This is a genomic window from Streptomyces griseoruber (assembly GCF_001514205.1).
Lineage (GTDB): Bacteria > Actinomycetota > Actinomycetes > Streptomycetales > Streptomycetaceae > Streptomyces > Streptomyces griseoruber.
In genome coordinates, this window is the sequence record NZ_KQ948766.1 from 235,095 (window position 1) to 248,245 (window position 13,151).

At 73.3% G+C, this 13,151-nt stretch carries 12 protein-coding genes; 4 read left to right on the forward strand and 8 right to left on the reverse strand.

All coding sequences use genetic code 11. From position 1 onward, the window contains the following. Positions 1–50: 50 nt before the first annotated feature. The gene (gene dapE, locus AQJ64_RS13250; protein ID WP_055635253.1) at positions 51–1,130 is read right to left on the reverse strand and encodes a succinyl-diaminopimelate desuccinylase; all 1,080 of its coding nucleotides are present in this window, start codon (positions 1,128–1,130) and stop codon (positions 51–53) included. A 93-nt stretch (positions 1,131–1,223) separates the two neighbouring features. On the opposite strand from dapE, the gene AQJ64_RS13255 reads away from it, so the two are divergent. Together AQJ64_RS13255 and AQJ64_RS13260 are read left to right on the forward strand one after the other, a co-directional pair. Further along, a complete protein-coding gene (locus AQJ64_RS13255; RefSeq protein WP_079061630.1) occupies positions 1,224–2,243 on the forward strand; it encodes a VldE C-terminal domain-containing protein in 1,020 nt (339 codons plus the stop codon). Positions 2,244–2,574: 331 nt separating this feature from the next. Continuing rightward, positions 2,575–3,021, forward strand: coding sequence for a hypothetical protein (locus AQJ64_RS13260; RefSeq protein ID WP_055639141.1), 447 nt, complete (start codon positions 2,575–2,577; stop codon positions 3,019–3,021). Between the two features lie 72 nt (positions 3,022–3,093). Here AQJ64_RS13260 and AQJ64_RS13265 read toward each other — a convergent pair whose 3' ends face one another. Together AQJ64_RS13265 and fdxA are read right to left on the reverse strand one after the other, a co-directional pair. Continuing rightward, positions 3,094–4,194 (reverse strand): bifunctional succinyldiaminopimelate transaminase/glutamate-prephenate aminotransferase, encoded by a 1,101-nt coding sequence (locus tag AQJ64_RS13265; RefSeq protein WP_055639140.1) that lies wholly within the window; start codon positions 4,192–4,194, stop codon positions 3,094–3,096. Positions 4,195–4,336: 142 nt separating this feature from the next. Beyond that, a complete protein-coding gene (fdxA, locus tag AQJ64_RS13270; RefSeq protein WP_030961637.1) occupies positions 4,337–4,657 on the reverse strand; it encodes a ferredoxin in 321 nt (106 codons plus the stop codon). Between the two features lie 140 nt (positions 4,658–4,797). Between fdxA and AQJ64_RS13275 the strand changes: the two genes are divergently transcribed. Continuing rightward, complete coding sequence (locus AQJ64_RS13275; RefSeq protein ID WP_063808081.1) at positions 4,798–5,829, forward strand: GNAT family N-acetyltransferase; 1,032 nt, start codon at positions 4,798–4,800, stop codon at positions 5,827–5,829. Continuing rightward, on the forward strand, positions 5,826–6,668 hold the full coding sequence (locus AQJ64_RS13280) for a transglutaminase-like and tetratricopeptide repeat-containing protein (protein WP_059202646.1): 843 nt from the start codon (positions 5,826–5,828) through the stop codon (positions 6,666–6,668). Before AQJ64_RS13275 ends, AQJ64_RS13280 begins: the two co-directional genes overlap by 4 nt. A 27-nt stretch (positions 6,669–6,695) precedes the next feature. On the opposite strand, the gene AQJ64_RS13285 is transcribed toward AQJ64_RS13280, so the two are convergent. The 5 genes from AQJ64_RS13285 to AQJ64_RS50715 all read right to left on the reverse strand — a co-directional run bounded on the left by AQJ64_RS13285 (position 6,696) and on the right by AQJ64_RS50715 (position 13,060). Further along, positions 6,696–7,313, reverse strand: a complete 618-nt coding sequence (locus AQJ64_RS13285; protein ID WP_055635475.1) for a response regulator transcription factor — start codon at positions 7,311–7,313, stop codon at positions 6,696–6,698. Further along, on the reverse strand, positions 7,310–8,509 hold the full coding sequence (locus AQJ64_RS13290) for a sensor histidine kinase (protein ID WP_055635476.1): 1,200 nt from the start codon (positions 8,507–8,509) through the stop codon (positions 7,310–7,312). Before AQJ64_RS13290 ends, AQJ64_RS13285 begins: the two co-directional genes overlap by 4 nt. Positions 8,510–8,514: 5 nt before the next feature. Then, complete coding sequence (locus tag AQJ64_RS13295; RefSeq protein WP_055635477.1) at positions 8,515–9,255, reverse strand: ABC transporter permease; 741 nt, start codon at positions 9,253–9,255, stop codon at positions 8,515–8,517. Next, complete coding sequence (locus AQJ64_RS13300; RefSeq protein ID WP_055635478.1) at positions 9,252–10,187, reverse strand: ABC transporter ATP-binding protein; 936 nt, start codon at positions 10,185–10,187, stop codon at positions 9,252–9,254. The genes AQJ64_RS13295 and AQJ64_RS13300 overlap by 4 nt, the downstream gene beginning before the upstream one ends. A gap of 290 nt (positions 10,188–10,477) precedes the next feature. Beyond that, a complete protein-coding gene (locus AQJ64_RS50715; RefSeq protein WP_059202647.1) occupies positions 10,478–13,060 on the reverse strand; it encodes a hypothetical protein in 2,583 nt (860 codons plus the stop codon). Positions 13,061–13,151: the final 91 nt, after the last annotated feature.

Sequence of the window (13,151 nt, forward strand, 5' to 3'; positions counted from 1 at the left end):
GGGGACGTAAGCGTGTCCGGCACAAAGAGCCCGGGGTCGAGCGCCCAGGGTCAGCTGCTGAGCCAGGCCCGCAGCCGCTCCTCCCCCGCCAGGACCTTCGCCACCTCGACGCGTTCGTCGCGCTTGTGGGCCAGGTGCGGGTTGCCCGGGCCGTAGTTGACCGCGGGGACGCCGAGCGACGAGAACCGGCTGACGTCGGTCCAGCCGTACTTCGGCATCGGGGTGCCGCCCACCGCCTCGATGAAGGCGGCCGCCGCCGGGTGGGAGAGGCCGGGCAGCGCCCCGGGGCTGTGGTCGTCGACGACGAACTCCGTGACGCCGCAGTCGGCGAACACCTCCCGCACGTGCGCGATCGCCTCCTCCCCGGTGCGGTCGGGCGCATAGCGGAAGTTGACGGTGACCACGCACTCGTCGGGGATGACGTTGCCCGCGACCCCGCCCTGGATGCCGACCGCGTTCAGGCCCTCGCGGTACTCCAGGCCGTCGATGACCGGCCACCGCGGCCGGTACTCCGCGAGGCGGGCCAGGATGGGGGCGGCGGCGTGGATCGCGTTGGAGCCCATCCAGCCGCGCGCCGAGTGGGCCCGCTCGCCGGAGGTCTTCAGCAGCACCCGCAGGGTGCCCTGGCAGCCGCCCTCGACCTGGCCGTCCGACGGCTCCAGCAGCACCGCGAAGTCGCCGACGAGCCACTCCGGGTGGGCCTCGGCGACATGCTTGAGGCCGTTGAGGTCGGCGGCGACCTCCTCGTTGTCGTAGAAGACGAACGTCAGATCGCGGTTGGGGGCCGGGACGGTGGCCGCGATCCGCAGCTGGACGGCGACGCCCGCCTTCATGTCGCAGGTGCCGCAGCCCCACAGGACCCCGTCCTCGTCGAGGCGCGAGGGGACGTTGCCGGCGATCGGCACGGTGTCGATGTGGCCGGCGAGGATCACCCGCTCCGGACGGCCCAGGTCGGTCCGGGCGATCACGTTGTTGCCGTACCGGTCCACCGTGAGGTGCGGCAGCGCGCGCAGCGCGGTCTCGATCGCGTCCGCGAGGGGCTTCTCGGTGCCGCTCTCGGAGGGGAAGTCGACGAGCTGCGCGGTGAGGGCGGCGGCGTCCAGCGTGAGATCAAGGGGGGTGTCGGCCATGGCGTCGACCCTAACGCGCCAGATCCACGGACCGCTCTTCACAGGCTGCGCACCCGTCTCCTCCGTTTCCGTACTCTCCAGTACCTTGTACGCGTGCCAGAGCAGTCCCCCTCCCCCAAGCGTCGCGGCCGCCGCCTCCTCCGGATCGGCGCGTCCTGCGTGGTTCTGTCAGCCGTCGCGGGCTATGTCGTGGTCCAGTACGTCACCGGTGGGGCCGACGATCCCGGGTGCAGAGTCGTTTCCGGCACGGGGGACAAGGCGAGGTACGAGTTCACGCCCGAGCAGGCGGTGAACGCGGCGACGATCGCCGCCGTCGGCACCAACCGGGAGATGCCCGAGCGGGCCGTGGCCATCGCGCTGGCGACCGCGATCCAGGAGTCGGGGCTGCGCAACCTCGCCCACGGCGACCGGGACTCGCTCGGCCTGTTCCAGCAGCGGCCCTCGCAGGGCTGGGGCACCGAGAAGCAGGTCACGGACCCGGCGTACGCGGCGAGCATCTTCTACGAGCACCTCGCCAAGGTGCCCGACTACACCGAACTCCCGCTCACCGTGGCCGCGCAGAAGGTGCAGCGCAGCGGCTACCCGGAGGCGTACGCCAAGCACGAGGCGGACGCCGTGATGCTGGCCGCCGCGCTCACCGGGACCTCGGCGGCCACCCTGACCTGCGACGGACGCCTGGGTACCGGCACGGCGAGCGCGGCGGCCACGCCGGCCGCCACCGGCCCGGACGCGGTGCGCGCGGCGCTCTCGCGGGACTTCGGGCGGGACGCGCTGGAGGAGGCGGAGGAGGAGGACGGGAACAGCAAGGCGTCCGCCTCGGCCGACGACGGCGTGCCCACCGCCGAGACCGACGGGCACACCGTGACGCTGCCCGTGTCCCGGGAGACGTCCGCCGGGCGCGCCGTCCGTGAGCGGGGATGGCAGCTGGCGCACTGGGCCGTCGCCAACGCCTCGGCGCTGCACATCCGGCAGGTGTCGTACGCGGGACGGGAGTGGACCGCCGGGAACACCGACAGCCAGTGGCGGCCCACGGGCTCGGGCAGCACGGAGGCCGCCGGGGCGGCGGGGTCGGGCGGCGGCACGGGCAGCGTGCGGATCGTGACCGGGCAGTAGACCGGGCAGCAGGCCGGGCAGGGTTACGGGCAGGCGTACGGGCAGGCGTACGGGTCTTCACCCGGGCGGGTGGGGTGCGGGGGCCGTGGGACGACCCGGCGCCCGGTTTTCGCGCCCTCCCGTACGGGTGTGGCGGAATCCTTGGGGGCGCTGGGCTCCGGCCGTTCGACGGACTTTCACATCGGGTGCTTATCGGGTACTTTTCGCCCGCTTTTATCCACGGCCCGATAATGCGACGCATTGCCAACTCTTTACATCGGGCGTGCGCAACCTTCGGCGGCTTCGAGCGGTAGTCACAGCGTTCTCTGTTCTCTCCCGTCGAAGGAGCACCATGTCCCTCCCCCTGACCCGCAGGATCGCCCGTGCCGCGCTGCTCGTCGCTGCGGGAGCGGCCGCCGGGGTCGGTGCGGCCGGCTCCGCGAGCGCTGCCCCCTCCACCCTGCCCGCCACCCCTGACCTGGGCGGGCTGACCGCCCTGGACGGGGCGACCGTCGGCAAGACGCTCGACGGTGCGACCCGCAGTGCGACCGGGGTCGCGGGTGAAGCCGGCGGCAAGGCCGTCGAGAAGGCCGTGCCGGGCGCGGGCAAGTCCGGTGGCAAGGCCGTGAAGAAGGCGACGCCGGCGGTGCAGAAGGTGGCCGGCGAGGCCGCCGGGTCCGCCGGGGGTGTCCTCGGGGACACCGCCAAGTCCGCGACGAAGGGCGGGCTGCCGACGGACGCGCTCACCAAGGGCGGGCTGCCGGGCGGCGGCACGGTGAAGGGCCTGCCGCTCGGCTGACACCGGGGTGTACGCCGGTGAGGCGGACGGGGTCCGGGGCGTCGCCCCTGGGCCCCGTTCCGTTTCCCTGCCCTAGCCCGCCGCCAGGCGCGACACCGCTGCCGCGATCCGTTCGTCCGTCGCGGTCAGGGCCACGCGGACGAAGGTGGCCCCCGCCTCGCCGTAGAAGTCGCCGGGGGCGACCAGGATGCCCCGGTCGGCGAGGTGGGCGACCGTGGTCCAGCAGGACTCCTCGCGGGTGGCCCAGAGGTAGAGGCTGGCCTCGCTGTGCTCGATACGGAAGCCGTGGGCCACCAGGGCCTCGCGCAGGAGGGCGCGGCGGGCCGCGTAGCGGGCGCGCTGCTCGTGGACGTGGGTGTCGTCGCCGAGGGCCGCCACGACCGCCGCCTGCGTCGGCGCCGAGGTCATCATGCCGCCGTGCTTGCGGATCTCCAGCAGCGGGGCGAGGACCGCGGGGTCGCCGGCCAGGAAGGCGGCGCGGTAGCCCGCGAGGTTCGAGCGCTTGGAGAGCGAGTGGACCGCGACGATGCCGTCGTACGAACCGCCGTTCACGTCCGGGTGCAGGACCGAGACCGGGTCGGCCTCCCAGCCCAGTTCGAGGTAGCACTCGTCGGAGAACAGCAGGACGCCGTGCTCACGGGCCCAGGCGACGATCCGGGTCAGCTCCTGCTGGGAGAGGACCTTGCCGGTGGGGTTGGACGGGGAGTTCAGCCAGAGGAGCTTCAGACCCTCCGGGTCGAGCGCGGTGGGGTCGTCGTACACCTCGAAGTCCGCGCGCGCCAGGCGGGCGCCGACCTCGTACGTCGGGTAGGCGAGGCGCGGGTACGCGACCCGGTCGCCGGGGCCGAGGCCCAGCTGGGTCGGGAGCCAGGCGACGAGTTCCTTGGAGCCGACGATCGGCAGGACGTGCCGGTGGGTGACCTCACGGGCGCCCAGCCGGCGCTCCAGCCAGCCGGTGATCGCGTCGCGCAGCGCCGGGGTGCCCCAGACGGTCGGGTAGCCCGGGGAGTCCGCCGCGTCGATCAGGGCCTTCTGGATCAGGTCGGGGACCGGGTCGACCGGGGTGCCGACGGAGAGGTCGACGATGCCGTCCGGATGCGAGGCGGCCGTCTTCTTGTACGGCTCCAGCTTGTCCCAGGGGAACGTGGGCAGGCGGTCGGAGACTGCGGACACGGGTTCTGGCTCACTTTCTCGTCGGACGCGGTCGTACGAACGCTGTCGTACCGACGGCAAACGCCCCGGTCCCGCACGGCCGGCAGAGCGGATCAGGCCGTACGGGACCGAGGCGGCACGTGTGGTGCGGGCCGCTTCGCGGTTACTCGGCCTGCGGCGGCAGCGCGGCGATGAAGGGGTGGTCGCGCTCGATCAGACCCAGCTTGCTGGCGCCGCCGGGCGAGCCGAGCTCGTCGAAGAACTCGACATTCGCCTTGTAGTAGTCCTTCCACTCCTCCGGAGTGTCGTCCTCGTAGAAGATCGCCTCGACCGGGCAGACCGGCTCACAGGCACCACAGTCGACGCATTCGTCCGGGTGGATGTACAAGGACCGGGAGCCCTCGTAGATGCAGTCGACCGGGCACTCCTCGATGCACGCCTTGTCCTTCACGTCGACACAAGGCTGCGCGATGACGTAGGTCACGCTGTCGTTCCTCCTCGATAGGGCGCTGGCGGGCCTCCTCAGGCCCTGCCGCCTGGCGCGCGGGAGCGCGGCGTCGTCGATGCCCGCCCCTAGTATCTCCGTTCTTGGGCATGATCCGAACAGGAGGGGTGGACCGACCAGTGGAATTCTCGGCTTACGGACGCCTCGAGGTCCGTATCACCATTGCTGACGTGGGCAAACGCGTCTCGGTGCGACGGTTGAGCGACCCTGGGGTCACGGAGGGGAAATTCACCGACACGGTGGGTGTTCTCACATCATGGGACAAGGGTGTGCTCGTGATCACACGGAAGAGCGGGGAGGTCGTCCGGATTGACGAGTCCTCGCTGGTGGCCGGGAAGGCCGTACCGGCCGCACCGGCCCGCCGCCGGGGTCCCGCCGCGACGTACGAGGAACTCGCCCGGGCCGCCTCGCGGGCCTGGCGGCCGGTGGAGAGCGAGCGGCTCGGCGCATGGGAGCTGCGGGCCGCCTCCGGGTTCACCCGCCGCGCCAACTCCGTGCTGCCGCTCGGCGACCCCGGCCTGCCGCTCGACGCGGCCCTGGACGCCGTACGACGCTGGTACGGCGAGCGCGGTCTGCCGGCCTATGTGCAGACGGCGACGGGCGCCGAGGGGACCCAGGAGCTGCTCTGCGCGGAGCTGGAGCGGCGCGGGTGGGTGCGCGAGGTGACCGCCGAACTGTGGACCGGGGCGCTGGCGCCGGTCGCCGACCGGGCGGACGCTGAGGGTGTGGTGCTGGGCAGGACGGCCGACGAGGCATGGCTGGCCCGGTATCAGCGCAAGGGAGTGAGCGAGGTGGCCCTGAAGGTGCTCGGAGGGGGGTCCCCCCGCTCGAGCGAAGCCGGGAGCGGGGGAGGGCCTTCGGTGTGGTTCGCGTCGATACCCGGTCCGGCGGGTGGTGCGCCCGTCGCCATCGGGCGGTGTGTCGTGGACGGGCGGTGGGCCGGGTTCGGCGCCGTCGAGGTCGATCCGGCCCAGCGCCGCACGGGCCTCGCCACGATCGTGATGGCCGCGCTGGCCCGGCGGGCGCTGGACGAGGGCGCCTCGGCCGCCTGGCTCCAGGTGGAGGAGGAGAACGCGGGGGCGCGGGCGCTGTACGCCGGGATGGGGTTCTCGGCGCATCACGCCTACCACCACTACCGGGAGCCGTCGTGAGCGCGTACGACCCCGCGGAGGTGCGGCGGCTGTTCGCCGAGGAGGCGCGGGCCGAGCGGCCCGACCTGGCGGCGCTGTGTCTGCTGGTCGGCGCGGCGGCGGACCCGGAGCTGGGCGAGGCCGGGGTGGACGCCGCGCAGATGGAACTCGACCGGCTGGCCGGGGAGGTGCCCTTCCGGCCGGGCGGGGCGCGGGCGTGGGCGCGGGCGCTGGAGGAGCTGCTGGGCGGGCGGTACGGGTTCCGGGGCTCCGGCGCGGACTATCAGCGGCTGGAGTCCTCGCTGCTGCATCAGGTGCTGCTGCGGCGGCGGGGGCTGCCGATCCTGCTGTCGGTGGTGTGGGTGGAGGTGGCGCGGCGGGCGGGGGCGCCGGTGTACGGGGTCGCGCTGCCGGGGCACTTCGTGGTGGGGTTCGGGCCGCCGGAGGATCTCGAACGGCAGGTGCTGGTCGATCCGTTCGACGGGGGGCGGGTGCTGTCCGGCGGCGACGCGGAGCTGCTGGTGGCCGGGGCGGGGGCGACACGGCTGGAGCCGTCGATGCTGGTGCCGGCGGAGCCGTTGTCGGTGGTGATGCGGATCCTGAACAACATCCGGTCGTGGGCGGCGGCCCGGCCGGAGCGGTCGGACGTGGGGTTGTGGGCGGTGGAACTGTCGTTGCTGGTGCCGTCCCATCCGGCCCGGTTGCGGTACGAGAAGGGGGCGTTGCTGGTGCAGCGGGGGGATTTCCTGGGCGGGGCAGCGGAGTTGGAGGAGTACGCGTCGTTGGTGGAGGTGGTGGACGAGCCTGCGGCGGCGAAGGTGCGCAGGGAGGCTCATGCGGCGCGGGCGATGTTGAACTGAGCGGGTGAGCCGCGTCCGGCGCCGGTTTCAGAGCCAGCCCTTCTCCCTGGCTATCCGTACCGCCTCCGCCCTGTTCCGCGCCGCCAGTTTCTGGATCGCCGTCGAGAGGTAGTTGCGCACCGTTCCCTGCGAGAGGTGGAGCTCCGCCGCCAGTTCGGCGTTGGTGGAGCCGTCGGCCGCCGCCCGGAGGATCTCGCGTTCGCGGTCCGTCAGGGGGTTGGCGCCCTCCGCGAGAGCCGCCGCCGCCAGGGTCGGGTCGATGACCCGCTCCCCCGCCAGTACCTTGCGTACCGCCTGGGCGAGTTGGGCGGCCGGGGCGTCCTTCACCAGGAAGGCGTCGGCGCCCGCCTCCATGGCGCTGCGGAGGTAGCCGGGGCGGCCGAAGGTCGTGAGGACGACCAGTTTCAGGTGCGGGATCTCCCGGTGGAGCAGGGCCGCCGCCTCGATGCCGGTGCAGCCCGGCATCTCGATGTCGAGGAGGGCCACGTCCACGGCGTGGGTGCGGGCGGCCGCGAGGACCTCGTCACCGCGGGCCACCTGGGCGACCACCTCGATGTCGTCCTCCAGGCCGAGGAGGGCCGCCAGCGCCTCGCGGACCATCGACTGGTCCTCCGCCAGCAGGACCTTGATCGTGCCGTCGCTCATGGGCGGGATCCTACGTCCGCGGCGGTGCCCGCCGGGACGCGGGCGGTCAGCCGGAAGCCGTGCTTGACCCGGCCCGCCTCCAGGGTGCCGCCCGCCTTCTCCAGGCGTTCGGTGAGGCCGGTCAGGCCGTTGCCGGGGCCCTTGCCGGAGCCGCCGGAGCCGTTGTCCTCGACGCGGAGTTCGAGGCGGGGGCCGTCGAGGGTCTGGCGCCGGTGGACCTCCACCGTGCAGCGGGTGGCGCCGCTGTGCCGTACGACGTTGGTGACGGCCTCGCGCAGGGCCCAGGCGAGGGCGGACTCGCTCTCCTCGGGGACGCCGTCGAGGTCGGGCTCGGCCGGGGTCACGGCGGTGATGCCCGCCGCCGTCAGCGCGACCTGGGTGCCCGCGAGTTCGGCGGCGAGGCGGGGGCGCCGGTAGCCGGTGACGGCCTCCCGGACGTCGACCAGGGCCTGGCGGCTGACCTGTTCGATGTCGGCGACCTGCTGGGCCGCCTTCTCGGGGTGGTCGGGGAGCATCCGGCCGGCCAGCTCGCTCTTGAGGGTGATCAGGGAGAGGGAGTGGCCGAGGAGGTCGTGCAGATCGCGGGCCAGGCGCAACCGCTCCTCGTTGGCGGCGAGTTGGGCGACGGTGGCGCGGGCCTTGCGCAATTCGACCGTCGTACGCACCAGTTGGCTCACGCCCGTCATCGCGAAGCCGATGAGGAGGACCAGGACGAGGAGGTTGGCGGCCTCCCCCACGTCGGTGCGCAGGCCGACGAGCATCAGCACCGCGCCCGTGCCCGGGATCGCCCAGAACGCCATCCGCAGCGGCAGGGCGATTCCGCCGGCCACGGAGACGTAGCAGAACAGGCCGAGCCAGGCGGAGCCGAGCGTGAGGGACAGGACGACGGCGAGCACCGCCATCGCGCCGATGAGGCCGTGGACGACCTTCGACGGGTAGGGCGTCGCCCCCATGTCGCGGAAGAGGAGCGAGAGGTAGACGGCGACGAACACCGCCAGTCCCGTCCAGCCGGCGACCGTGCCGGCGGTGGTGTGGTGGCCGGAGACCAGGTCGTGGACCGGTGAGCTGAGGAACACCAGCCAGACGCCGATCCACAGCAGCTTGCGCCGCCACAGCTCGCGTCGGGTGCGGGCCGCCTGGCCCAGCAGGATCGGCGGTCCCTTGCGGGCTTCCTCCGGCAGCGGGTCGTCCGTCATGGCACTCACGCCTTCAGCGTGTCCTTCCGGTACAGCCAGGCCGCGCCGCCCGTGAACAGGGCGAAGAAGACGGCCAGGACGGCGATGTCCTTGGCGTGCGGGGCCTGGCTCTGTTCGATCGCCTGCCCCAGGGCAGCGTACGCGTGCGTGGGCACCCACCTGGCTATGTCCTGGAGCCACTGCGGGAAGGTCGTCGTCGGCATCCACAGACCGCCGAGGATCGACAGCCCGAAGTAGGTGATCATCGTGATGGGGCGGACCGCGTCCCCGCTCGCGAGGTAGCCGATCGCGACGCCCAGGGCGGCGAAGACGAGGCTGCCGGCCCAGATCGCGCCGGTGAGCGCCAGCCACTGCCAGGCGTCCAGCCGTACGCCCTTCACGGCGGCGGCGACGGCGAAGACCACCACGATCGACGGGAGGCTGACGACGGCCGCGCTCGCGGTCTTCGCCAGGACGTATCCGCGGCCCGGCAGCGTGGTCAGCCGCAGCTGGCGCACCCAGCCGCTCTCGCGCTCCTTGGCGATGCGCTCGCTGTTGCCCATCAGGACGGCCGTGAGGGCGCCGAAGGAGGCCATCGAGACCATCATGTACGTCGGCAGGGTCAGGCCCGTGCCGCCGACCCTGGTGGTGGCGTCGGCGCTGCCCGCGATCAGCAGGAACAGCACCGACGGGTAGATCACCGAGAAGAACAGGAACTTGCGGTTGCGCAGGGCGCGCGCGAGTTCCAGCCTGATCAGGCTGTTCACTTGGTCCTCGCCTCCTCGGCGGCGGTGATGGCGACGAAGGCCTGCTCCAGACCGAGCCCGGCGACTTCGAGGTTGCGGGGGTGGACGCCGAGGCCGTAGAGCGCGTGGACGGTGGCGTCGGCGTCGGCGGACTGGATGCGGACCGTCTGCCCGGAGAGGTCGAACGTGGTCAGGAAGGGCAGGGCGCGCAGCGCGGGCTCGTCGATGTCGCCCTCGAGGTCGAAGGAGATCCTGCGGGCGCCCGCCTTCGCCTTGATCTCGGCGGCGGTGCCGTCGGCCAGCAGCCGGCCCCGGTGCAGGACCAGGACGCGGTCGGCGACGGCGTCGGCCTCTTCGAGGTAGTGGGTGGCGAACAGCACCGTGCGGCCCTGGTCGGCCTGCTCGCGCATGGTGGCCCAGAAGCCCTGGCGGGTGGTGACGTCCATGCCGGTGGTGGGCTCGTCCAGGACGATCAGATCGCTGTCGCCGGCCGTGGCGAGCGCGAAGCGGACGCGCTGGGCCTGGCCGCCGGAGAGCTTGTTGACCTTGCGGGAGGCGATCTGGGCGATGCCCGCGCGGGCCAGCACGTCGGAGACCTTGTAGGGCCTGGGGTGCAGGGCGCAGGCGAGGCCGACCAGTTCGCCGACGGTGACCTCGTCCATCAGGCCGCCGCTCTGGAGCATGGCCCCGACCCGCCCGGCGACGATCGCCTCACGCGGGCTGGTGCCGAACACGCTGACCTCGCCGCCGTCGGCCTGCTTGAGCCCGAGCAGCAGATCGAGGGTGGTGGACTTGCCGGCCCCGTTGGGCCCGAGCAGCGCCACGGTCTCCCCGGGGTGCAGCTCCAGGGTCAGCCCGTCCACGGCGCGTACGTCGCCGTAGGCCTTGCTCACGCGGTCGAAGCCGACCACGGGTGCTGTCTTCGCCCCGGGGGCTGCTGTCTTCGTCGTCATGTCCCGATCGTCGCCCGCAGGACGCGGGCGGGGGCAGTGTCGGGCGTCCTCGGTGCCGCATGACAGATGTCATGTGCCGTCGCGCGGCACGGAAACTCAGCGGCATGGGCACATCCGAGGGGCCGGCTTGACCGCTGCTCGGCCCGACCCGCCGAGCACGTCGACGGCCTCGGTCGCCGCCTCGGAGATCAACTGCGTCGCCGTGACCGTGCCCGTGCACCGGTGAAAGCCCGCGGAGGCCCGTCCCTGCCCCGGGACGGGCCTCCTACGCGTTCACGGACGGCCGACGGTCAGGTCGGGTTGGTGTCGATGACTCCGATGCGCTCCGCCGCTGTCTTGCCCCGCAGAGCCTTGCGCAGAGCGGCGACGACATCCTGCGGCAGGACGTCCCGCTTGCCGCTCGCTCCGTCGACCTTCACGCCGTCGAACGTGCTGCCGTACGCCTTCTCGAGTGCCTTCAGGTTGTACGTCTCCACCAGCTTCCCGTCGATGGCCTTGACACCAAGGATCTTCGGCAGGGACACCGGCCCGAACGGAATGCTGTGCGCCGCGTCGGTCTGCACGGTGACGAGGCCGGACATCGCCGGTTCGGCGAACTCCTTCATCATCCGGTCGACCTCGGCGTCGGTGATCGTCGGCTGCTTGGTCGTGGTCGGGACGATCACCGCGGCGGTGGAGCCGTTCTCCACCTGGGTGCGGTACCCGGCGACGACGGCCTCCGCGGCCTTCGCCGCGTCGATGCCCTTGCCCGCCTTGCCGTAGACGGCGACGGCCTTGCCCGACTCGAACTTGATGGTGCCGTCGGTGGCCGAGCCCGCGCCGCCCGCCGCGCTCTGCAGCGCCGCCTGGAGCTTCTCCTCGTCGACCGGCATCTCGGGCTCGATCTCACGGTGCTGCCCGAACAGCGAGCCGATCACGGAGACCGGGTTGTAGTCGCTCTTCGCGGCGTCGTCGAGGGTGGCCTGGATGTCGAACTGGAGGCCCGCCTGGTCCGGCTTGAGGGAGACCGTGTCGCCGTCGACGGACAGCTTCAGCGCCTGCGCCGCCCGCTCGTCGAAGGCGTCGTCGAGCTTCTTGACGGCCTCGTCGCGGGTGCTGCCGCCGATGTCGACGCCGAGCACGGTGGTGCCCTTGGGCACGTCGGAGTGGTTCATCAGCAGTCCGGCGCCGTAGACGCCGACACCGCCGAGGACCAGGACGCCGCCGAGCAGGACCAGCTTGCTGCGGCCCTTCTTCTTCGCCTTCTTCGAGCCGGACGCGTTCTGCGCGGCCCCGGCGGCCGGCTTGGGCGCGTTCTTCGCCCCCGGTCCGCCGCTCTGCGTACCACCGGGCGCGAAGGGCGTGGGCGCGCCGGGGTTGCCCTGGCCGGCGGAGGGCACGACCGGGATGCCGCTGGTGACGGTGTGCCCGGAGACGTTGTCGGCGGGACGGCCGTAGCCGCCGGCGCCCGGCCCGGGGGCCTGGATCTGCGGGGTGAGGACCGCGGTGTCGTCGCTCAGACCGCCGCCGGGGAGCCGAGCCGAGCCGGGTCCGGTACCTGTTCCGGTGCCGGGAGCGGTCGTACGGGGGCCGCCGGGACCCGCGGGGCCACCAGGTCGACCGGGACCACCGGGACCACCGGGACCACCGGGACCACCGGGACCACCGGGACCACCGGGACCACCGGGACCACCGGGACCACCGGGACCACCGGGACCACCGGGACCACCGGGACCACCGGGACCACCGGGACCACCGGGACCGCCGTAGCCGTTGGGGGCGCCGGGGGCGCGGACGGCCGTGCCGGACGCGCTCTGTGCCACCGGGGGCACCATCGGGCCGTCGCCGGTGACCGGGCCGCCCGTCGGGCCGGTGGGACCCTGCGGGCCGCCGCGGCCGTGCGGGCCGGAGGGACCCTCGGGGCCGTTGAAGTCGTGCCGGCTGCCGGGACCGGGGGCGGCGCCCTGGCCGTTCGCCCCGGGGAGGCCCTGCTGGTCGCCACGGCCGTTGTCGGAGAAGTACGGCAGCTCGTCGCGGGGCGTCCCGGCACCGCCGCCCCCCTGACCCGCCGGCGCCTGCCCCTGCGCGGGTCGCGAGTTGCCGAGCGGGCCCGCGGACAGCGCCTCGGTCACGTCGAAGGAACCGGTGCCGCCGCCGTGCCCGGGAGCCACCGGACCGCCGGTGGCACCGGGGAGCCCGGCGCCGTTGGTGCCGCCCGGCCGGGAGCCGAGCGGCGCGCTCATGGAGCCGACCACGCCACCGGGCCGTCCGCCGCCCGGTCGCCCGGCAGCGGGGCGTGCGCCACCGGCCGGAGCCCCCGGCGCGCCGGCACCAGGGGCACCCGAAGCGCCGGAAGCGCCGGAAGCACCCACACCTGCGGCGGAACCGCCCGGAATGCCCGCCCCGTTGGTCGCTCCGCCGCCCTGACCGCCCTTGCCGGGCGAGGACTTGCGCGGGGCGAACCAGTCGCTCGCCTTCTCCTCTCCGGCGGCCGCGGGTTCGGCGGGCGCGGCGAAGCCGCCCGTGTCGGACCCGGAGAAACCGGAAGAACCGGAGGAACCGGTCGCGTTGGAGGACCCGATGGAGCCGGTGGAGTTGCCGGCCCCGGCCGCGGGCCGCGGCTGCGCGCCGGTGTTGGTGTCGTCGACCTCGGAGTCGGCGACGGGCTTGCGCACGACGACCGGCGGAATGGGCCGGGAACCGGGGATGTTGATCCGGATCCGGGTCGTCAGCGTGGTCTCGGTCTTGCGTTCCTCCGGCCGGTCGGCCGAACGGCCCGCGTCCGCACCGGGGTCGGACACCACGGGGATGCCGTACGGCGGCGTACCCGAGGGGTACGCCGCCCCGCCGCGCCCGTTGGGCCCGGAGGACGGACTGTCAGTTTCACGACTCAAGGCAGGTTCTCCAGGTTGACTCCACCGCTCGCCACGACCTCTCGGGCAGCTCGGCGGCGCGCACCACCATACTGGCCACTTCTGGCGCGTA

What these genes read in the sequence shown, in the direction of transcription:
- AQJ64_RS13290 (WP_055635476.1), bottom strand. Translation starts at nt 8,509, where the DNA reads ATGACGGACGACCCGCTGCCGGAGGAAGCCCGCAAGGGACCGCCGATC.
- AQJ64_RS13260 (WP_055639141.1), top strand. Translation starts at nt 2,575, where the DNA reads ATGTCCCTCCCCCTGACCCGCAGGATCGCCCGTGCCGCGCTGCTCGTC.
- dapE (WP_055635253.1), bottom strand. Translation starts at nt 1,130, where the DNA reads ATGGCCGACACCCCCCTTGATCTCACGCTGGACGCCGCCGCCCTCACC.
- AQJ64_RS13285 (WP_055635475.1), bottom strand. Translation starts at nt 7,313, where the DNA reads ATGAGCGACGGCACGATCAAGGTCCTGCTGGCGGAGGACCAGTCGATG.
- AQJ64_RS13300 (WP_055635478.1), bottom strand. Translation starts at nt 10,187, where the DNA reads ATGACGACGAAGACAGCAGCCCCCGGGGCGAAGACAGCACCCGTGGTC.